General features: G+C 64.1%; 12 protein-coding genes. 4 read left to right on the top strand and 8 right to left on the bottom strand.

Annotated features, from left to right (window positions below; translation table 11 throughout):
* Window positions 1-79: 79 nt before the first annotated feature.
* The 8 genes from J7J50_RS15490 to J7J50_RS15455 all read right to left on the bottom strand — a co-directional run bounded on the left by J7J50_RS15490 (window position 80) and on the right by J7J50_RS15455 (window position 14242).
* A complete protein-coding gene (locus J7J50_RS15490) occupies window positions 80-694 on the bottom strand; it encodes a TetR/AcrR family transcriptional regulator (RefSeq protein WP_215056735.1) in 615 nt (204 codons plus the stop codon).
* Window positions 691-2145, bottom strand: a complete 1455-nt coding sequence (locus J7J50_RS15485) for an efflux transporter outer membrane subunit (RefSeq protein WP_215056736.1) — start codon at window positions 2143-2145, stop codon at window positions 691-693. The genes J7J50_RS15490 and J7J50_RS15485 overlap by 4 nt, the downstream gene beginning before the upstream one ends.
* Window positions 2138-5332, bottom strand: coding sequence for an efflux RND transporter permease subunit (locus J7J50_RS15480; protein WP_215056737.1), 3195 nt, complete (start codon window positions 5330-5332; stop codon window positions 2138-2140). The genes J7J50_RS15485 and J7J50_RS15480 overlap by 8 nt, the downstream gene beginning before the upstream one ends.
* A gap of 12 nt (window positions 5333-5344) precedes the next feature.
* Window positions 5345-6541 carry an efflux RND transporter periplasmic adaptor subunit gene (locus tag J7J50_RS15475; protein WP_215056738.1) on the bottom strand — a complete coding sequence of 399 codons (1197 nt, stop codon included), beginning with the start codon at window positions 6539-6541 and terminating at the stop codon, window positions 5345-5347.
* A gap of 449 nt (window positions 6542-6990) precedes the next feature.
* Complete coding sequence (locus tag J7J50_RS15470) at window positions 6991-7260, bottom strand: hypothetical protein (RefSeq protein ID WP_215056739.1); 270 nt, start codon at window positions 7258-7260, stop codon at window positions 6991-6993.
* A 9-nt stretch (window positions 7261-7269) separates the two neighbouring features.
* A complete protein-coding gene (locus J7J50_RS15465; protein ID WP_215056740.1) occupies window positions 7270-11673 on the bottom strand; it encodes an RHS repeat-associated core domain-containing protein in 4404 nt (1467 codons plus the stop codon).
* Window positions 11674-11958: 285 nt separating this feature from the next.
* A complete protein-coding gene (locus tag J7J50_RS15460) occupies window positions 11959-12969 on the bottom strand; it encodes a hypothetical protein (protein ID WP_215056741.1) in 1011 nt (336 codons plus the stop codon).
* A gap of 592 nt (window positions 12970-13561) precedes the next feature.
* Window positions 13562-14242: a DsbA family oxidoreductase gene (locus J7J50_RS15455; RefSeq protein WP_215056742.1), complete on the bottom strand. Its 681-nt coding sequence runs from the start codon at window positions 14240-14242 to the stop codon at window positions 13562-13564.
* Between the two features lie 356 nt (window positions 14243-14598).
* Here J7J50_RS15455 and J7J50_RS15450 point away from each other — a divergent pair, with 356 nt between their 5' ends.
* The 4 genes from J7J50_RS15450 (at window position 14599) to J7J50_RS15435 (ending at window position 20958) form a co-directional block, all read left to right on the top strand.
* Complete coding sequence (locus J7J50_RS15450; RefSeq protein WP_215056743.1) at window positions 14599-15879, top strand: MFS transporter; 1281 nt, start codon at window positions 14599-14601, stop codon at window positions 15877-15879.
* Window positions 15880-16036: 157 nt separating this feature from the next.
* A complete protein-coding gene (locus J7J50_RS15445) occupies window positions 16037-17389 on the top strand; it encodes an MATE family efflux transporter (protein WP_215056744.1) in 1353 nt (450 codons plus the stop codon).
* 429 nt (window positions 17390-17818) lie between these two features.
* Window positions 17819-19432: a peptidoglycan recognition family protein gene (locus J7J50_RS15440; RefSeq protein ID WP_215056745.1), complete on the top strand. Its 1614-nt coding sequence runs from the start codon at window positions 17819-17821 to the stop codon at window positions 19430-19432.
* A 194-nt stretch (window positions 19433-19626) separates the two neighbouring features.
* Entirely contained in the window at window positions 19627-20958 is a 1332-nt protein-coding gene (locus J7J50_RS15435) for a condensation domain-containing protein (protein WP_215056746.1), read from the top strand.
* Window positions 20959-21107: the final 149 nt, after the last annotated feature.

Genomic DNA, 21107 nt, shown 5'->3' with positions numbered 1-21107 from the left:
CTTCTTTCAGCTCACGCGATACCTGAAACAAAAGCATCGGGGCTGAAGCCCCTCCTACAAAAGCGCGAACACCGGCATCTCACGCCGTCAACAAACTCGGCAGAAACTCATTCAACGCCGACTTGACCTGATCCACGCTCAAATCCGGCTGCGAGATCGCGCGCATCGCCAGGCCTTCGATCAGGCATTGCAGGATCAGCACGCGCGTGGCGACCTGATCCCGCGACACGCCCAAACCGCCGTCGGCGACGGCGCGCACGAACCAATCGCCCAGCAAGGACCGGAACACGTTGTCGGACGCGCGCGTGGCCACGGCGATTTCCTCATCGCGCGTGGCCTCGGCGGTCAGCTCCAGGAACAAGGCCGCGCTGGTGACATTGGGATCGTTGGCCTGCCACTGCCCGAACACTTCCGCGATGCCCGCGACCAGATCGCTGGTCGCGTGCAGCTTGGCGATATCGGCCCGGGCCTCTTCGAGCTGGCGCTCGATGATGGCCAGGATGATGTCGTTCTTGCCCTTGAAATAACGGTAGATCAGGCCCGCGCTCATGCCCGCCGTGTCGGCGATGTTGGCCATGCTGGCGGCGTGGAAGCCGTGCACGACGAAACACTTCTGCGCCGCCACGAGAATGCGCTCGCGCTGAGCCAGCGCGCGCGCGGCGGCCTTGGCGGTGGGCTTGCCCGGAGTGCTCATTGGCTGCGCTCGTTCCAGCCACCTCCGAGGACTTTGTACAGCGTGACCCGGTTGGCCTGTTCGCTCAGGCGCGTGGTCACCAGGCCCTGCTGCGCACCGTACAGCGTGCGCTGCGCATCGAGCTGGTTGAGATAGCTGTCGCGGCCGGCCTTGTAGCGGGCGGTGGACAACTGATCGGCGCGCGAGGCCGCTTCGACCAGCGCTTCCTGCGCCTGACGCTGTTCGGCCAGGGTCTTGGTCAGCGCCAGCGCGTCGGCGACGTCGCGGAAACCGGACTGGATCGCCTTCTCGTACTGGGCCAGCGCGATCTGCTGATCGGCCTTGGCCGAAGCCAGATTCGCGCGCAGCTTGCCGCCCTGGAAGATCGGCAGATTGATCACCGGATTCACCGTCCACGCACGCGTGTTCGAGTCGAACAGACCTGACAGCTCGTTGCTGGCGCTGCCGAGAAAACCGGTCAGGTTGATCGACGGGAAGAACGCCGCACGCGCGGCGCCGATGTTGGCGTTCTGCGCGCGCAAGGTGTGCTCGGCCTGCAGCACATCGGGACGGCGCAGCAGCACTTCCGACGGCAGACCCGACGGCAGCCCGGCCAGGCCGGTGACGCCGTCGGTCAACTTGAGCGGCAACAGCGTCGGATCGACGGTTTCGCCGACCAGCAGATTCAACGCGTTGATGTCCTGCGCGACCTGGCCGGCATAACGCGCCGAATCCGCGCGCGCCTGCTCGACCTGGGTGCGCGCCTGGCTCAGTTCCAGCCCGGACACCGCGCCCAGCTCGCGACGCTTCTGGGTCAGATCGTAAGCGGCCTGCTGATTCTTCAGCGTCGCTTCCGACACCGACAGCAGTTCGCGATCGGCCGCCAAGGTCAGATAGGCGTTGGCGACTTCGGCGATCAGGCTCAGCTGCGCGCTGCGGCGCGCCTCTTCCTCGGCGAAGTAACGCTGCAGCGCCGATTGGCTGAGGCTGCGCACGCGGCCGAACAGGTCGAGTTCGAAGTTGGTGATGCCGATGCCGGCGGTGTACTGGTCGGTGACCGGCACGTTGTCGCCGCCACGGCGATCCAACTGCGCGCTGGCGCCCAGCGCCGGCACCCGGTCGGCGCGCTGGATGCGGTACTGCGCGCGCGCCTTCTCGACGTTGAGCACGGCCACGCGCAGATCGCGGTTGTTGTCGAGCGCGCGGCCGATCAGGTTTTCCAGATTCTGGTCGGCGAAGAAATCGCGCCAGCCGATGTCGGCCACCGCGACGGACGAATCCGTCGCGGCGCCGGTGGCCGCCGGGTCCGAGGTCAGCGGTTGCGCGCCGACGAAGGACTGGGTGGTCGGCGGCAGCGGCCACTGCGCCGGAATCGCCGCCTGCTGCTCGGGCAGCTTCGGCGCCAGGCTGATGCAGCCGGTGGTCGCCACCGCGATCGCGAGCGCCAGGGCGTGGATCGAAAACTTACTCATGGCTCTGCGCTCCTTGCGTGCCCTGCTCAGCGGGCGCGTGCTTCTTTCGGACGAACACTTTCTCGACCACCACGAAGAACAGCGGGACGAAGAAGATACCCAGGAAGGTACCCACCACCATGCCGCCGAGCACGCCGGTGCCGATCGCGCGTTGCGCGCCGGAACCCGCGCCGCTCGCCAGGGCCAGCGGCAACACGCCCAGGCCGAAGGCCAGCGAGGTCATGATGATCGGGCGCAGACGGTCGCGGACGGCCGCCAACGTGCCCGCGATCAGGTCCATGCCCTTCTCCAGGTTCTCCTTGGCGAACTCGACGATCAGGATCGCGTTCTTGCTCGACAAGCCCACCGTGGTGAGCATCGCCACCTGGAAGTACACGTCGCGCTCCATGCCGCGCAGCCACGTCGCCAGCACCGTGCCCAGGATGCCCATCGGCGCGATCAGCAGCACCGAGGTCGGGATGGCCCAGCTTTCGTACATCGCCGCCAGACACAGGAACACGATCAGCAGCGACAACGTGTACAGCAGCGGCGTCTGCGCGCCGGCCTGGCGTTCCTGATACGACAGGCCCGTCCATTCCAGGCCGATGCCCGGCGGCAACTGCGCCACCAGCTTCTCGACCTCGGCCATCGCCTGGCCCGAGCTCACGCCCGGCTTGGCTTCGCCGTTGATTTCCAGCGCCGAGACGCCGTTGTAACGCTCAAGGCGCGGCGAACCGAATTCCCAACGGGTGGTGGCGAAGGCCGAGAACGGCACCATCTCGCCCTTGTCGTTGCGCACGTACCAGCGATTGAAATCGGTGGGCGCCATGCGGAACGGCGCGTCGGCCTGGATGTAGACGCGCTTGACGCGGCCGCGATCGACGAAGTCGTCGATGTACTGGCCGCCCCAGGCCGCCTGCAGGGTCGAGTTGATGTCGGCGATGTTCAGGCCCAGCGCGGCGGCCTTCTGGTTATCGACATCGACGCGGAACTGCGGGGTGTCTTCCATGCCGTTCGGACGAACGTTCTGCAGCAGCTCGCTCTTGCCGGCCATGCCGAGGAACTGGTTGCGCGCGGCGACCAATGCATCGTGACCCAGCGAACCGTTGTCCTTCATGTAGAACACGAAGCCGTTGGAGTTGCCCAGTTCGAACACCGCCGGCGGCGCCAACGCGAACACGAACGCATCCTTGATCTGCATGAAGCTGCCCATCGCCCGGCCGACCACGCCGTTGACGCTGTTGTCGGGCATCGGCGTCTTGCCGAAGCTGGTCAGCCAGCGCCAGCGATCGCCCCAGGTGGTTTCACGCTCTTCCCACGGCTTGAGCTGCGAGAACGCCATGCCCGCGTTCTGGCCGTTGCCGGCGAAGCTGAAGCCCTGCACGGTGAACAGCGAATCCACGGCCTTGTCGCCCAGGAACTGCTCTTCGACCTTCTTGAGCACTTCGCCGGTGCGTTCCTGCGTGGCGCCGACCGGCGCCTGCACGATGGTGAACAAGAAGCCCTGGTCTTCCTGCGGCAGGAACGAGGACGGCAGACGGATGAACAACACCGCCATCAACGCCGCCATCGCCGCGAACACGATCATGAAGCGGCCGGTGCGGGTGACGATGCCGCGCACCACGCCCTGGTACTTCAGGTTGCCGCGATCGAACTTGTCGTTGAACCAGCCGAAGAAGCCCTTGTCGGAGGCGTGATGGCCCTTCTCGATCGGCTTGAGCATGGTCGCGCACAGCGCCGGCGTCAGCACGATCGCCACCAGCACCGACAGGCCCATGGCCGAAACGATGGTCACCGAGAACTGGCGGTAGATGACGCCGGTCGCGCCGCCCAGGAACGCCATCGGCACGAACACCGCCGACAGCACCAGGCCGATGCCGACCAGCGCGCCGGTGATCTGGTCCATCGACTTGCGCGTGGCTTCCTTGGGCGAGAGACCTTCCTCGCTCATCACGCGCTCGACGTTTTCGACCACGACGATGGCGTCATCGACCAGCAGGCCGATCGCCAGCACCACCGCGAACATGGTCAACATGTTGACCGAATAACCGAACAAGGCCAGCAGGCCGAAGGTGCCCAGCAACACCACCGGCACCGCGATCGTCGGGATCAGGGTGGCGCGGAAGTTCTGCAGGAACAGGTACATCACCAGGAATACCAGCACGATCGCTTCGAGCAGGGTCTTGATCACTTCCTCGATCGCCACGCGCACGAACGGCGTGGTGTCGAACGGCGTCACCGCCTTGAGGCCCTTCGGGAACGAAGGCTTGAGCTGTTCGAGTTCGGCCTGGATCGCCTGCGCGGTGGCCAGCGCGTTGGCGCCGGTCGCCAGCGAGATCGCGATACCGGTCGCCGGCTTGCCGTTGAAGCGGGCGATGGTGCTGTAGTCCTCCTGGCCCAGTTCGACACGGGCCACGTCGGACAGCTTCAGCACCGCACCGCTGCTGTTGGCGCGCACGACGATGTTCTTGAACTGGTCGGCGGTCTGCAGGCGGTCCTGCGCGGTGATGGTCGCGTTGAGCTGCTGGCCCTTCACCGACGGCGTGCCGCCGAGCTGACCGACCGCGACCTGGGCGTTCTGCGCGCGCAGGGCGTTGATGACGTCGGTCGGGGTCAGCTTGTAGGTGTTGAGCTTGTCCGGATCGAGCCAGATGCGCATCGCGTACTTGGTGCCGAACAGCTGCGTGCTGCCGACGCCGTTGACGCGCGCGAGCGGATCGACCAGGTTGGCGGCGACGTAGTCGGCGATGTCCGCGCCGTTCATGCTGCCGTCTTCGGACACGAAGCCGATCACCAGCAAGAACGCCGAGTTGGCCTTCGACACGCTCACGCCCTGCTGCTGCACGATCTGCGGCAACAAGGGAGTGGCCAGCTGCAGCTTGTTCTGCACCTGCACCTGGGCGATGTCGGGATCGGTGCCGCTTTCGAAGGTCAGCGTGACGCCGGCCTGACCGTCGGAGGAACTGGTCGCCGACATGTACAGCAAGCCGTCGATGCCCTTCATGTTCTGCTCGATGATCTGCGTCACCGAGTTTTCGACGGCCTTGGCGGAAGCGCCGGGGTAGGACGCGTTCACCGATACGGTCGGCGGCGCGATGGTCGGGTACTGCGAGATCGGCAGTTGGGTGATCGCGATCGCGCCGCCCAACATGATGATGATCGCCAGGACCCAGGCAAAGATCGGGCGATCGATAAAGAACCGTGCCATGAATTTCTCCGATTACTGCTTCGGCGCGCCGGCGGGGGCCGCGGCCGGCTTGGCCGGCGCTGCGCCCTTCTCGGTCGCGTCCACCGGCATGCCCGGGCCGATCTTCTGCAGACCTTCGACGATGACCTTGTCGCCGGCCTTCAGGCCGCTTTCGACCAGCCACTTGTCGCCGATGGCCTGACTGACCTGCAGTTCGCGCGGCTCGACCGTGCCCTTGGCGCCGACCACCATCGCGGTGGCGTTGCCCTTCGGGTCGCGCGAAATGCCCTGCTGCGGAACCAGCAGCGCGTTCTGGCGCACGCCGGTACCGACCAGCGCGCGCACGTACATGCCGGGCATCAGGATGTTGTCCGGGTTCGGCACCACCACGCGCAGCAGGAAGCTGCCGGTGCCTTCATCGACGGTGACTTCCGAGAACGCCAGCTTGCCTTCGAGCGGATACTTGCTGCCGTCCTCGAGCACGATGGTCACCGGCGTGGTCGCTTCGGTCAGGGTGCCGGCGGCGATCTGCTTGCGCAGCGCGAGCAGTTCGGCGCTGGACTGGCTGATATCGACGTGGACCGGATCGAGCTGCTGCACCACCGCGAGCGGATCGGCCTGATTGGCGGTGACCAGCGCGCCGGCGGTGACCGCCGACTTGCCGATGCGGCCGGTGATCGGCGAGGTGATGCGGGCGCGGCCGAGGATCACGCTGGCGCTCTGCACCGCGGCGCGGCCGGACGACACATCGGCCTGGCTTTGCTTGAGCGTGGCGACCGCGGTTTCGTCGTCCTGCTTGCTGACCGCATCGATCTTGACCAGATCGGCCGAGCGCCTGGCGTTCAGACGCGCCGAATTCAACGACGCCTCACCGCGCGCGAGCGTGGCCTTGGCCGTTTCCAGATCGGCGGCGTAGGTCTTGTCGTCGAGCTGATACAGCGGCTGCCCGGCCTTGACCAGACCGCCCTCGGTGAACAAGCGCTTCTCGACGATGCCGTTGACCTGCGGCCGCACCTCGGCGATTAGCGAAGCGCTGGTGCGCCCCGGCAATTCGCGAGTCAGCGTGACCGTCTCGGGCTTGAGGGTCACCACCGTGACCTGCCCCTTCTGGCCGCCGGGTCCGCCAGGACCGCCTTGTTGATCGCCTCCCTTGCCGCAGGCCGCCAGGGCCAGGCTGAGCACGGAAACAGTGAGAATTGTCTTATAGGACAGGGACTTGCGCGACGGCATGGGGGAGCCTCAGGTCGTTGTTGCGGTCGGACAGACCGCGGCCACATCGTAGAATGAACGATCATTCTCTTTTTTTGGGTGGGCGAGGTCAAGTGACCTTTGGCGGAGGCGCGCAAGGCTCCACGGCGTTTTGCAGGGGGAATTAGTGTTTTCGGGCGCGAGGCGGCATCGAATGGGCCGGCTCGGCAAAGTCATGGGCGCTTGAAGGCGTCAGCGGGCAGTCAGGCCTACCGACAAGAGGGACTACTTGATCGGATGTTCCGCATTCCAGTCCGCCTCAATCGCTTCCGGCCCTCTGGTTTCGATTCCCAGGCCTGCTCGATGCTCACCCGGCGGATGCCGCTTCTATATAGATCCGTCGTCCGCGGATAGCTGCCGTCGATGAGGGAAAATACCTCAGGCAAAACCCGTGTCGTCGATGCCGATGCACAGAGTGCGCCTATAGCTGCTTAAGACTGCCTCCCAACAATAATCGCAAGGATTCCGAATAACATGGCAACAACAAAAACCAACAAGAGCCCTAGCCACTCACGCACATTAAATTCTTTCAAATCCCGAAAAACGTCAAAGTAAGACCATACAGCTTTATTTTTTCGCTTGTTATGGAGCGCGAACACATAATTTCCACCGACAACAGACACAATAATAAACAGCCCGAGAAAAATTAGCTGCGGGCCAGACATTTCCACAAATGAATCGATGACAGATACTTCTGACATGCGGTCCGCCTACTTTCCCAGACTCTTCACAAAATTGATAACTACGTTCGGTGACAAAGTCCAAGTCGTTGTCGTGGAGCCCGATAGCCCCGCTCCCGGCCCGACCGTTAGGGCAATTCCATTGAGCCCTTGATCGTCGAAACTCAATGAAGGAGAAATCCTGCCGGCATTAAGATCAAGATTCGCGCCTTTCCCTTCAATGTCCCGACAAACCAGCCCTCCCCCAACGCCCAGGCCAACATTGCCACCATGCGATGGGCCAATCGAGAAATAAACACCAGAGTCCATTGGCGCATCGGTATCAAATACCTGACCCACATTAATTTCAACCCCAATTCCGGCAGCCAAGTCAATATCTAGAGTAGTAAATATATCCGCAAGACCATATGGATCGGTACGACGCATCGGGTTGCCACGAACATAAGCGTATGTATTTACGCCTGCCAAAAGCCCTATCGGATCACTTTGAGAGTAGCGCCCCACAGTCGCGTCATACTGTCTGAAATAGTTCCCGTTCAAGCCCGACGAAGCGTCATAATGTTGCCCTGGGAAGCGGATGTTGAACACGAAGGCAGCGCCATCCATATCCGGATCTTGATTAGGCGTGCTGTTACCGAATGCCTCACTCTTTGCATCCCAGTTCCAGAGCACCGTATTTCTAACTGAGTCCAACACAGTGCGTGGCGTGCCGAGGCGATCCGACTCGATGTAATGTAGTTTCTGGGTTGCTGCCGCAGCCGCCAGAACCCCCATCGGCGTGCCGTTCATCCAAATGGTCTGTTGCCTTGCACCTCCTGCTGCATCGTAATCGCCGACCCAGTTCCCTGCTTCGTCGTACAACGTATATGTATCAATCGCAGTTCCTCCACCAAGCGCAACGGCAACTCGCTCGCTTCGCGCGTTATAGCGATAACTAGCCTTGGCCACTCCACCCTCTTTCACCTGCGTCATTCGATCGTTCGCGCTATATACAAACTCCTTCGCTGCGCCGCCTATGCTCACGGTGTTGCCGACGGGGTCGTAGCCGCGAGCAATCCCGCCGACGCTTGCTAGTCGGTGACTATCCGTTGGATAACTATAGATATCCGTCAGCCCCCCATGCAGCAAGCTCACTCGATTGCCAGTGGCATCGTAACCATAGGTCTCTAGAGGCGTACCAGTCGGGCCGTCGCGTGTGACAGTCAGCCGACCCAACGTATCGTAGTCGTACTTAGCCAGCGTAGTGCTCTGCAATCCATCTTTCAGCTCAGTCAGCTCGCCAACAGCGTTGTAGCCGTAATGCAGCGACAGACCTCCGGGCGACGGGTCATAGATACTCCTGGCGCGATAGTCCTGATCGTAGGTACGAGCCAGAGTGCGACCATTGCCGTACGTCCAACCGGCCACCGGCCCAAACGGCTCGTAGGTCGCACCGGTGAGCAGCACCGTGCGCGTATCGCTAGCCGGCGTCACGCCAACCTCCTTGATACGACCCTGGCTGTCGCGCACGTAATCGACCACAGCGCCGTCTGGATAGGTCATTGCGCTCAGCTGTCCGCCCAAGGTGTAGGCGTAACGCAAGGTGAGGCTCTTGCTATCGACCGTCTGCACCTTACGCACGACCTGCCCGAAACGGTCGTAGCAATACTTCAACTCGGTACCGTCGGTGCGCATCGCGGTGACGCGGCCGATCGCGAAAGTCTCGCCTGCCGTGCACACGCTGTTGACCGTGCCGTAGTCGTACTCCACACCCGGTCCGCCCGCGGCGGTATAGGACACCGTCTTGGGACGATTCAATGCGTCGTAGATGTAGCGGTGCGGCTCGGGATCGTTCGCGTCTTGCTTGGTCGCGACCTTACTCGCGGCGTTGTAGGTGTAGTTGGTAACGCCGGTATCCGGACTAATTAGGCGAGTCTGTTCGCCGAACCCGTTATAGGCGTAGACCGTGTCCAGCCCCTTCGGATCAGTCACCTTCTCCAGCTGGTCCAGCGCGTTGTATTTGAACGCCGTCTGGACCGCCAATCCATTCACATCCTGCAAGGTGCGGCTGAGTCGATTCCGCAGATCCAGATCCTGATCAGTTACGCGCCCCAGAGCATCTGTGGTCGTATTGAGATTGCCATTGGCGTCATAGTCGAATGAAGTGGCGTTCTGCGAAGCGTCCTTCTGCGCTTGCAACTGTCCCAGTACGTTATAGACCCTGGACAATGTCCGCTTAAGCGCTCCACTGGCGGTCTTGGTGTCTTCCTGCTTACGGTTGCCCGCGTTGTCGAGTGTGTAATGAATCGTATTGCCGTCGCCATCGGTGATATCGGTGAGTCGCTTCGCCACATCGTATGCGTAGTTGGTACGCGAACCATCGGGCAAAACAATGCTTTTGACCGTACCAACCGGCCAGTATTCGAAACGGGTGATCCGATCGTCCGTCTCGACACTATCGTCCGGGCCCCGAACTTTCGTCGCCGCGATCCAGCCACGCGGGTTGTATTCGGTATCGCTGATGACGCCGTTCGGGTCCTTGATCGAAAGAGTGCGCCCCGCGCCGTCGTAGCGCACGAACTCAGTAACGCCCCCAAGCGCATCCGTCACTTTCCAAAGATCGCCTTTCCGATGCGGGCACGCGGTCGGCGACGCGACACAAGTCGCGTCGTCGCTAGCGTAATAGACAAAGGTAGTGACGTCGGCAACGTCGGTTCTCGATCCGTCCTTCGACAGGATCAATCCGAGCAAGGGACAGGTGCCAGCATCTATACCGGACTGCTCGCAGTAAGTTGTTGCGCTGGTGCGTGTAGTCGTTCCATCCGATTGGGATTGCGTTATGGCTTGACCACGTGCGTTGTATGTCCAGGCATCAGTCCGAAGCAAAACCGAAGATGCATCGTACAAACGGCGCCGTAGCGGCACGCGCAATCCAACATCCCAGTCTGTCTGCGTGGCGCTCCTCGCTCCACTCGTATCGTTCGCAGCCTCTATCTGCTGAGTCAGCAGTCCCGCAGCGTTGTAATCGTAATTCGTCTCAGTGCCACGAAAATCAGTAACGACGTCGGGATATCCATTTACGTCGAACGTCTTCTTCTTAATCTGCCCGCCGTTACAACTCGGACACAGGCCGGATTGACTACTCAGGCGTCGCACGCCATGCAGCGTTTCGAAATTGACTGTCGTGACCGCGCCCAAGGGCTGCGTCAACGTCGCTGAACCGTCGGCCTCATAGGAAATAGCGACGCGATCTATCGCTGAAGTGGCAGTGCCATGAACGCTTAGATTGACTCGATTCTCGGCATCGTAATCCCAAGTGGAAGAACGACTTCCATTTTCGTCGACAGTCCCCGTCAACAACTGCGGCTGCCCCGCCTTTTCGTAGTGATACTGGACCCAGTGATTATCGCTCGGGCTCCCAGGCGTGGCATCGGGATAAGTAACCCATGAAAACATCCCAGACAGATAGTGGTAGGTGATCACACCGCCATCAGACAAAGTAGCCTTAGTCAGCTGCTTGTAGTTATCGAAGACGAACGTGATAGATCGTCCTTTACGATCGGTAACCTTGCTCAGTTGCCCGTTTACGTCGTAAGTCAACCAGTTGTAAGGCCCGCGAGTATCTTCGAGCCGAATCAGCCGCCCTGCAGCATCGTAGATTTCTCGCGCACCGCTTGCCTTGGCCGACAGAACCCAACCATCGTGCAATCCCGACGGCGCGATTAATTGGGTCAGCCGTTCGCTTACATCGGGGTCACTCAACCAAGTTCCGCTGGCCGCGTCGTAATGGAAAAAAATCGCGTTCCCCTGAGGGCGCCAGAAAAACGCTTGCATCTCCTGCACCAAGCCGGCGGCGACGGGCTGGTTGAAGCCTAATCCGCGATGGCCGTAGCTGAACTGCCATTTCGGCCCTAATGGGGCATAAGCCGTATTAGTCGGGCCACTGGTGTAGTAACGCGTTAGTGTCAGATCACCGTCCGCAGATCGATAATCAGTAGCGGCCTGAACTTTATCTCCCGTACCCAGGTTGCAGGGGTTTCCAGCGCTACCCTGCCCTGCACCCACCTGCCCCTCGTTCGGACAGCTGGGCGGTTTGGGACTCTTCTTTCTTACGATATCGTACTCATACGTGGAATTAGTGCAGTTCGATTTAAGACGCGCCACGGCTCGAGTGGGGCTCACTATCGTCGTGCCCAGATGCGTATATGGATTAGTGCACTTCTGGAAGCACTCCATGGTCGTAACGGCATTGTTATGCCGCATGTGCAAGACGGCCACCTCTTCGGGAGTCGCCGCATAGACCTCGGGAGTCCGGCACTCCTCACCGCCACCCGCCAGCGATGAGGGGTAGTACCACATCCCCTCAGAGCCAGGAATGATTTGGGCATGGGCCGCCGAGGCGACAAGCAACAACGTCAGCGTCAGCCAGCAGCGGCACGATCCGAACAAGTTCATGAAATATCCCCAAATGACATGGCTCTTCTTTCTTCCGTGAATCTCAGGCAACAGCCATAGCGCCGGAGCCTTCCTGCAGTCCAGTCTACAAGACTCGACCATTGCAATCCGATCGCGACGCGATGCCGAGCGCCGTCTTTTATCCCTATGATCCCAGACGCGGAGAGCTGTCGCACTGGCCGCGTCCAGGATCACCGAGTGAAAGGCAACACGTGAGACAACGCCGATCGTATTTATCTGTGTGATCCGAATCGTTTCTTACTTTTCCGATCCACACATTCGGCATTACCGATAAGTATTGTAGGTGTAGCTAGCACTCACCCCTTCCGGAATCCGGAAATAGTTCGTCACCAACCCCACCGGATCGCTAGCCAACATCCCCCGCCCCGGACCATCGTTGCTGTCGTCCCAACCCCAAGGCGCATTCGCCGAGTTGGTGTTGCAGCCGATCGCGCCGCTGCCGCAGCCGCCGGTCTTGTCGCCGGCGAAGCTGCCGTAGCCGGCGAACAACCAGCTGTTGTTGCGCTGGTCCCACATGCCGCCGGGCTCGAAGATGTCGATGAGTTTGTATTTGACGTCGCGGTCGTCGGCGTTGGACGGAACTTCCGCGGTGGTGAGCGAGGGGTAATAGATCACGCCGTCGCCGTTGATGTTGTAGGCGGGCCAGGCCTTGAGGCCGTGGCCTTTCGCTTCCTGCGCGGTGACCGGATGCGGGGCGCCTTGGTAGGTCAGGAACGACAGCGCGCCGTCCACGTTTTCGGCGCCAGCGGTCCAGTTGCTGCCGGCGGGGACGAAGGAGAAGAAGTCGGTGTGGGCGACGGTCACCGCGGCTTTGAGCGTGCCGTAGGTGGAGCCGTCGCGGGCGATCGCGAACAGCACGCCTTCGGCGTCGTTCTCGTGTTCGGTGTCGAAGAAGGAATCGGTCCAGTCGCGCGGATGGAAGAACAGATAGGTGATGAACCAGTGCGTGCTGGTTTCGACCACCGAGTAGTAGCCGTGCGCGGCGAGCGGATACGCGGACTGGCCGGCGCGATCCCAGTTGTTGCGTCCGTCGAGGTCGCCGTCGAAGTCGTAGCGGGTGACGTAGTCGGCGCCGCCGCCGAGTGCGTGGCTGCCGGTTTGGTCGACGTCCTGGTAGTGTACCGGTGCCCAGCGCAAGGCGAGCGCGGCGCGGTCGGCGGCCGATTGCGCCGACAGGCCGGCCGCGGTGGCGTCGGTTGCGAACGCGCCGGCGAGCAGGCCGCTGGCGATGAGACTGATGCGCACTGCGCGCGCGATACCGTCGAAGCCGATCATCGAACCCTCCTTTGCTTGGCGAAAGACCGAAGCATGCGAGCCGCTTGATGGCAACGGTATTGCAAGGGCGTTGATGCGAAGGCGCGAAGCGGCACAGATCGGCGAATTCGCGAGGCGGCGGGTCGAGACTGTGCGGGCGGTCGCTTGCGTGAAGTAACGCTGGGTTGACAGCGCGGCGCGGCGATTACGAAAAAGAGGGCTGGCAGGCGCGAGCCGGGCTGGCAAGAGGGGTCGCGATCCACTTCGGTCGCGCCGCGCATGCTACGGGCGGATCGTGGCTTGGACAAGACTCGATGATGGTTGCGAATACAGAAGACCGCTGACTGTGGATTCGCGGCGAGCTGGTGTCGGGGCTGAAGCCCCTCCCACAAAAGATTCCGGGGCTGCGTCGCTCGGTTGTGTCGCGAGGCTCAGGATCGATTGCGGCTTCAACAAGATCCGATGATGGCTGCGAACGACGAAAACCGCGAATCGCGGATTCTCGGCGATCTTGTGTCGGGGCTGAAGCTCCCTCCCACAAAAGATTTCGAAGCTTCGCCTCGACGTTGGGCTCGATGCGACTGCGTCGCGGCGCAGTCGCATCCACCCGCAATCAACCCGCCGCTTGCGGCACGCCGGCGATCTGTCGCAACGCCGCTTCGAACTGCTCCACCGGCTGGCCGCCCTGGATCAGGTGACGGTCGTTGATGATCACCGACGGCACCGCGCGGATGCCCTGGCTTTGATAGAACTGCTCTTGCTCGCGCACCGCGTCGGCGTATTCGTCCGAGGCCAGCAGCGCCTTGGCGCGTTCGCCGTCCAGGCCCGCTTCGATCGCCACCGCGACCAGCGCCTCATGCGAGGACACGTCGCGGCCGTCGGTGAAATACGCCTTCAGCAAGGCGTGCTTGAGCGCGCGTTCCTGCGCCTGGCTTTCGACGCCGGCCCAATGCAGCAGTCGGTGCGCGTCGAAGGTGTTGTAGATCCGGTCGCGCGCGTTGAACTCGAAGCCGACCGCGGCGCCGCGCTGGCGCAGGGCCTCGCGGTTCTGCGCCAGTTGCTGCGCGCCCAGGCCGTACTTGTGCGCCAGATGCTCGTCGATGTTCTCGCCTTCGGCGGCCATCTGCGGGTTCAGTTCGAACGGCTGGAAATGCAGTTCGATCTCGACCTCGTCGCCAAGCCGGGCGATGGCCTGTTCGAGCGAATTCAGGCCGACCGCGCACCACGGGCAGACGACGTCGGAGACGAAATCGATCTTCACGCGCGGGGCCGGGTTGGGGGACAAGGAACTCATGGTGAAACTCCGCGCCAGGCGCATCGAATAGGTACAAAGACGATGCGCCCGGCGCTGGCCGTCATCAAGCCGCGCGGGGCCGCACCGGCGGATCGGTGCGTTCCATCGCGGCGGCCGGGGCGGCAGGCGGCGACTTTGCCGCAACTGACCGTTGCCGCGCCGGTGCTGGCGCGCATGCCGGCCAGTGGCCACACTGTGCCCACCCCGCTCCCGCATCCTGCCGATATCCTTCGCGATGTCGGCGATCGGCGCTCCCCAGGTTTCGCATCGCTGCGGTCGCTTTCGCGATGCGAGCCTGAGCGCGGGCCGATCGCGGCTCGCGCCATTCCCCCTTTCTTTCGACGACGCACCACGCCATGAGCGCTACCGCAGCCCCTACGCCCTTTGCCCGTCCGCTCTGGCAGGGCCGCGCCTGGGTGCTGGTCGGCATCGTGCTGTCGGCTTTCACCCTGCGCACCGCGGTGACCTCGCTGACGCCGCTGCTGGATGCGCTGGGCCGCGAATTCGCCTTCGGTTCGACCATGACCGGCGTGTTCGGCATGGTGCCGACCGCGACGTTCGCCCTGTTCGGCGTCGCCACGCCGGCGCTGGCGCACCGCATCGGCCTGGAGCGCGCGGCGCTGCTGGCGATGGCGGTGGCGGCGCTGGGCCTGCTGGCGCGCGGCTTCGTCGGCGATACCGGACAGTTGCTCACGGCCAACGCGATCGCGCTGGCCGGCATGGGCATCGGCAACGTGGTGCTGCCGCCGCTGGTGAAGCGCTATTTCGGCGATCGCGTCGGCACGGTCAGCACCGCCTACATCACCGTGCTGCAACTGGGCACGATCCTGCCGGCGCTGGCGGCGGTGCCGCTGGCGCAGGCGTCGGGCTGGCGCGTGTCGCTGGCGTCGTGGTCGCTGGTGGCGGTGGCCGCGGCGCTGCCGTGGCTGGCGGTGCTGTGGATGGAAGCGCGCGGCCGTTCGGCGCAGGCGCGCGAACTGGCCAGCGCGCACGATCGCGCCGTCGCCGTCGGCGATGAAGCGCCGGAACTGTCCGTGCCGGCCGCGCCGGTCGCGCGCGGCAAGGTCTGGCGCTCGCCGGTGGCCTGGGGCATGACGCTGATGTTCGGCATGACCTCGCTGATCACCTATTCGATGTTCACCTGGCTGCCCAAGCTGCTGGTCGAAGCCGGCGGCAGCGCCGCGCTGGGCGGCAGCATGGTCGCGCTGTTTTCGACCCTGGGCATGATCAGCGCGCTGTGCATGCCGATGCTGGCGGTGCGCATCGCCAATCCGTTCCCGATCGTGCTGGCCTGCGTGCTGGCGTATCTGGGTGGTTTCGCCGGCCTGCTGCTGGCGCCGATGCACGGCACCTTCCTGTGGGTCGGCCTGATCGGCCTGGGCCCGAGCACGTTCCCGCTGGCGCTGACCCTGATCAATCTGCGCACGCGCACGCCGGGCGGTTCGGCCGCCTTGTCCGGCTTCATGCAGGGACTGGGCTACACCATCAGCTGCCTGGGGCCGCTGGCGTTCGGTTGGCTGCACGAGCTCAGCCACGGCTGGGTGTGGCCGTTCGCGATGCTGGGCGCCTGTCTGCTGGTGCTGATCGTGGGCGGACGCATGGCGTGCAAGCCGCGGTATCTGGAAGACACCTGGTAACAAGGCCGGGGGCGCCGCGCCCCGCCGCGCACGCGCGGTTTTTCCCTATCGGCCGATTCACGACGCCATGGCCGCATGCGTTGTTTTTTTACGTCGTGCAGGCCGTGCGCATGCGCGGTAACGTCGTGACTTCCGACTTCTTCCTTGCGTGATCGCGATGCAGGACCTGACCCAAGGCTCGATTCCCGGCCACCTGCTGCGCATGGCCACGCCGATCGCGGCCGGCATGCTGTTCCAGATGATGTACGTGCTAGTCGATCTGTATTTCGTCGCGCGCCTGGGCGATGCCTCGATCGCCGGCGTCGGCGCCGCCGGCAACGTCCAGTTCGTGATCATGGCGCTGACGCAGATCCTCGCGGTCGGCACGATGGCGCTGATCGCGCAGGCCGCCGGCCGCAAGGATCGCGACGACGCCAACCTGGTGTTCAACCAGAGCCTGCTGCTGGCGCTGGCGTGCATGGTGCTGGTGCTGGTCGCCGGTTACGCCCTGGCCGGCGCGTACATGCGCATGCTCGGCGCCAATGAGGCGACCACCGCGGCCGGCATCGAGTACCTGCACTGGTTCCTGCCCGGGCTGGCGCTGCAATTCATTCCGACCGCGATGGGCGCGGCCCTGCGCGGCACCGGCATCGCCAAGCCGACCATGCTGGTGCAGATCTTCACCGTCGTGCTCAACATCGTGCTGGCGCCGGTGTTGATCGCCGGCTGGTTGACCGGCCATGCGATGGGCGTGGCCGGCGCCGGCCTGGCCAGTTCGATCGCGATCGGCGCCGGCCTGGTGCTGATGGTCTGGTACTTCCTGCGCCTGGAGAAATACGTCCGCGCCGATCCGGCCCTGCTGCGGATACGGCCGTCGGTGTGGAAGCGCATCCTCGCCATCGGCCTGCCGCCGGGCGGCGAGTTCGCGCTGATGTTCGTGTACATGGGCCTGATCTATTGGGTGATCCGTCATTTCGGCGCCGAGGCCCAGGCCGGTTACGGCATCGGTTCGCGGATCATGCAGGCGATCTTCCTGCCGGCGATGGCGATCGCGTTCGCGACCGCGCCGGTGGCCGGGCAGAACGTGGGCGCGCGGCGGCCCGAACGAGTGCTCGCGACGTTTCGCGCGGCGACCTTGATGAGCGCGGCGGTGATGCTGGTGCTGACGCTGCTGTGCCAGTGGAGGCCGGAGCTTTTGGTGCGCGGCTTCACCCAGGAAGAAGCGGTGGTGCGGGTCGCGGCGGAATTTCTCGCGGTGATCTCGTGGAACTTCATCGCCTCGGGTCTGATCTTCAGCTGCTCGGGCCTGTTCCAGGCGCTGGGCAACACCGTGCCGGCCCTGCTCAGCAGCGCCAGCCGTCTGGCGACGTTCGCGGTTCCGGCGATATGGCTGTCGGCGCAGCCCGGCTTCGAACTGCGTCAGCTGTGGTGGCTGTCGGTCGCGACCCTGACCCTGCAGGCCATGCTCAGCCTGTGGCTGCTGCATCGCCAGTTCCGGCAACGCTTGCCGCAACTCGCGCTGGCGGTGTGAATCGCACGCGGCGTGCATGCGCCGCGCGTTGCAAACCTCACGCGCGAAGGCGTTGGCGCCGGACACTCGCTGAGCGATGGCGAAATCACCGGCCCCGGGGCAAACCCGGGACGGCGACCGAGCCAGACGGCCCATGGCCGACTTTTTTTATTCGCGCCGCGGCGATCGCGGGCGTTTTTTTGTTACAGCCGTTCGTGCGCGGACGCAGCCGCCGAGCTTACGCGTTCATCGGCATGAATCGCACGGATGTGCCGGCGGTCAAAGCGCGGATATGGAAACGCGGGCACAAATCGACCTGTCATGTCGCAGCGGTTTCCGGTAACGGATCACGTAACGCGACCTCTCGCTCACGACAATGAACGAACGGGATCCATGCTTGCCTTGCAACCACGCGGCTTTATCGCAGCCGCGTCCGAAGGAGATCGTTCGATGCATCCGCACTCTCTCGCCGCAGCCCTGGGCTGCTCGCTCCTGCTGACTTCGGCCCTGGCCGGCGCAAGCGACCGCTTCGACACATTGCAACTGAACCTGGAAAAGACCAACGCCCTGGTGTTGGCGCAAGCGCAGCGCGCGTCGTATCCCGAGTATTTCCGCCGCGCCTACGCGCGCTATCCGAATCTTCCCGCCGGCTCCCTGGAAGCCATCGCCTACGCCGAAACCAACTGGACCCACGTTCGCCCCGATCCGGCGCAGGACCCGCGCGATCTGCACATGCCGCGCTCCTTCGGCGTCATGGGCCTGTACCACGGCGGCGGCTTCGCCGACCAGATCGGCGACGGCGCGCGCCTGATCGGCCGCAGCGCGCGGCAAGTCATCGACGATCCGGAAAGCAACATCCTCGCCGCGGCCGCGCTGCTCGATCGCGCGCTCGCCGCCAGCCAGTCCGACCAGCGCAGCCGCGCGCTCGCCCAGCCCGAGGATCTGGCGCCGGTGCTCGCGCGCTACGCCGGCTACGGCGCCGCCAACGGCGGCATCGCCGACTACGCGCGGCAGAGCTTCGCCTACGGCGTGCTGCAGACCTTGCAGCGCGGCGTGGACGAACAAGGCGTGCGGATCAAGGCGCAGCCGCTCAAGCTCGAACGCGCCTTCGATGCCGGGCAGTTGCAGAAGCTGCGCGCGCCCACCTTGCTGATGAACGCCGGCGACGACAGCGTGCGCGTCAACGACGCGCTGGCGCGCGAACTCGCCGCGCCCGCGCTGAAGGCGCCGGCCACCGATGTCGGCGCCAAGGCGGTGGATTTCGGCGAAGCGATCTGGAACCCGGCCAGCTCCAGCAACTACAGCACCGCCTCCAATGCGATGAGCGCGGTGATCATGCACACGATGGAAGGCTCCTACGCCGGTTCGATCTCGTGGTTCCAGAACCCGTCCGCGCAGGTCTCGGCGCATTACCTGATCCGCAAATCCGACGGCCAGATCACCCAGATGGTGCGCGAGTACCATCAGGCCTGGCACGCGAAGAACCATAACTACTACACCGTCGGCATCGAGCACGACGGCCGCGCCGCCGACGCCGGCAACTGGTCCGCGGCGATGGTCAACGCCTCGGCGCGCTTGACCAAGAGCATCTGCGCGCGCCGCGGCGTGAATTGCGCCAGCGCCTGGAGCGGCCCGGGTTACGACACCTTCCACCTGGTCCCCGACAGCGTGCGGGTCAAGGGCCACGGCATGTTGTCGGGCAACGAGAATCGCTACGACCCGGGCAAATACTTCCCGTGGTCGAACTACTACAGCCTGATCAACGGCGGCGGCAATCCGCCGAATCCGACCGGCAAGTATTGGGTGGACACCTTCGCCAACGCCACCGGCTACAAGTGGCCGTCGACGCTGACCCCGGTCGGCACGCTCTACCAGGGCACCAACTACGTCTATTGCAAGGCCTGGGGCGAGGAAGTGCGTTCGGGCACCAGCTACAACCATTACTGGCTCAAGACCGATCTCGACGTCGGTCCGGCCGGCGCCTGGGTCTCGGCCTACTACCTCAGCCGCTGGGGCAACGACGAGGCGCGCGACAACAACGGCGCGGTGATTCCGGATTGCTGATCGGCCGCCGCAACGACTGAAACACCCCTCTCCCGATGACGGGATGAGGGGACGCGGCTTGCGAGCCATCGGCTCGCGCGCCGCCGAACGCCAGGACGTCCCGCGTCCGGGCGTGGCGAGGTCGGACTCAGGCTGAAAACCGCCGGACGTCCCGCCCCGCGGCAACGAATTCCCCCACTGTCACGAGTCACCGAATGAAGCGAAAGATGATGTTGTGCGAGCGAATCATGTATGTCGATCGCGATTCCACCTTCACCATCGTCCAGGCCGCGCGCGTGCGCGGACGCATCGACCCTGCGCAACTGCGCCATGCCCTGGACAAGGTCCAGCTCAAGCATCCGATGCTGCGCTGTTCGATCATCGACGGCGATCCGCCGGACATCGTGCTGGAAGACGATCCGGCGCCGATCCCGTTGCGCCTGGCCGAGCGCCGCGACGACGAGGAATGGCAGCGCCAGTCCGATATCGAGCGCGAGACCCGCTTCGCCAGCGAACGCGCGCCGCTGATGCGCATGGTGTGGGTGCACGGCGTGGACACCGACGGCGAGCCGGTCGGCGAACTGCTGGTGGTCTGCCATCACGTCATCTGCGACGGCATGTCGATGATGACGCTGCTGCGCGAAACCCTGGCCTTGTGCGACAACCCGCAACTCGAGATCGGCCGCCACACCAGCTTCAACGCCCTGCAGGACATTCTGCCGGCGCAGGTGCTGGCCGACCGCCGCATCCGCCGCAGCGCGGCCTGGAAAGCGCTGGCGTTCCGCTTGTTCTTCGCCCTGCGCCGCAAGCGCAAGCCGGTACCGCAGGGCGAGTTCTACGTGCTGCACTGGAAACTGCCGCGCGAAGCCACCAGCGCGCTGGCCGCGCGCGCGCGCGCCGAGGGCGTGACCATGTTCGCGGCGATGGCGGTGGCGTTCTCGCTGGCGTTCCGCACGGTCAAGGGCGCGGACGCGAAAGGCAAGATCTTCGCGCCGATCGACATCCGCAAATTCCTGCCGCTGATCGGCGCGGATCAATTGTTCTCGGCCTCGCCGGGCTCGATCGTCGCGCTCGACACCCGGCTCGCGCCCGATCAGGTCGATGATGCCGCGTTCTGGGATCACGCCCGGCAGTTCAAGGCCCGCTTGAATCAGCGGATCGAGCGCATGGCGCGCAACGTCTACGAATACTTCGTCGGCCTGGAGATGATGCAGTCGGTGTTCGGCCAGTTCGTCGCCGAGCGCCGCTCCGACCTGGATCAGTTCGATACCACCTTGTCCAACATCGGCCGCATCGAGATTCCGCAGGAGTACCGCGAGTTCCGCGTCGAAACCGTGTTCAGCCCGACCGCGCGCCTGCCCTGGCGCAGCACCACCGCGGTGCTGATGTCCGGCTACGCGGGCGAGCTGGATTTCGCCCTGACTTGCGATACCGCGTCGCTGCCGCGGGCGGAAGCCGAACGCGTGCGCGATCTGGCCAACGCTCTGTTGCTGGAGCGCGCGCATGCGCCGGTGCTGCAGGCCTTGCCGATGCGAGCGGCGGCATGAGCGGCGAGGCGCGCGATGCTTCGTTGAGTGAGGCCGAGGGGGTGGCGGGCGCGGAGGTTTCCGCGCGAGACGTTGGGTCGACGGGGAGTGAGGCCACTTCGGCCGGTGACGCCGCAAATTCGGGGCTCTGCGTTCGCGGTTCGGAGGAC

The organism is Lysobacter sp. ISL-50, from assembly GCF_018612875.1.
In the GTDB taxonomy this organism is placed as follows: Bacteria; Pseudomonadota; Gammaproteobacteria; order Xanthomonadales; family Xanthomonadaceae; genus Lysobacter.
This window is presented reverse-complemented; position numbering and strand designations above follow the sequence as displayed.